The sequence below is a fragment of the Kitasatospora sp. MBT66 genome, from assembly GCF_000710405.2.
In the GTDB taxonomy this organism is placed as follows: Bacteria; Actinomycetota; Actinomycetes; order Streptomycetales; family Streptomycetaceae; genus Kitasatospora; species Kitasatospora purpeofusca.
Genome location: NZ_JAIY01000018.1, coordinates 157,881 through 158,163, shown reverse-complemented (window position 1 = coordinate 158,163; position 283 = coordinate 157,881). Strand labels below are relative to the sequence as shown.

Genomic DNA, 283 nt, shown 5'->3' with positions numbered 1-283 from the left:
CGCCGCCGTCGGCCGGGCCGTCGAGTACGCCCGGGGGAAGGGCGCGGTGGTCGTCGCCTCGGCGGGCAACGACGGGCAGGACCTCGGCGCGCCCCGTACCGACGAGCGCAGCCCCAACGACCGCACGACCGGCCCGCCGCAGTCCCGCCACGTCGGCCCCGAGTGCGTCCGGCTGCCCGGCGAACTGCCCGGCGTGGTCACGGTGACCGCCGTCGACCGGGACGGCCGGCCGTCCGCGTACACCAACTACGGGCGCGGCCACGTCTCGCTGGCCGCCCCCGGC

The 283-nt window shown here is 79.5% G+C and carries 1 protein-coding gene; it reads left to right on the top strand.

Annotated features, from left to right (window positions below):
* On the top strand, positions 1-283 hold a 283-nt coding region (locus BI06_RS40645), incomplete at both ends, for a S8 family serine peptidase (protein ID WP_043476974.1).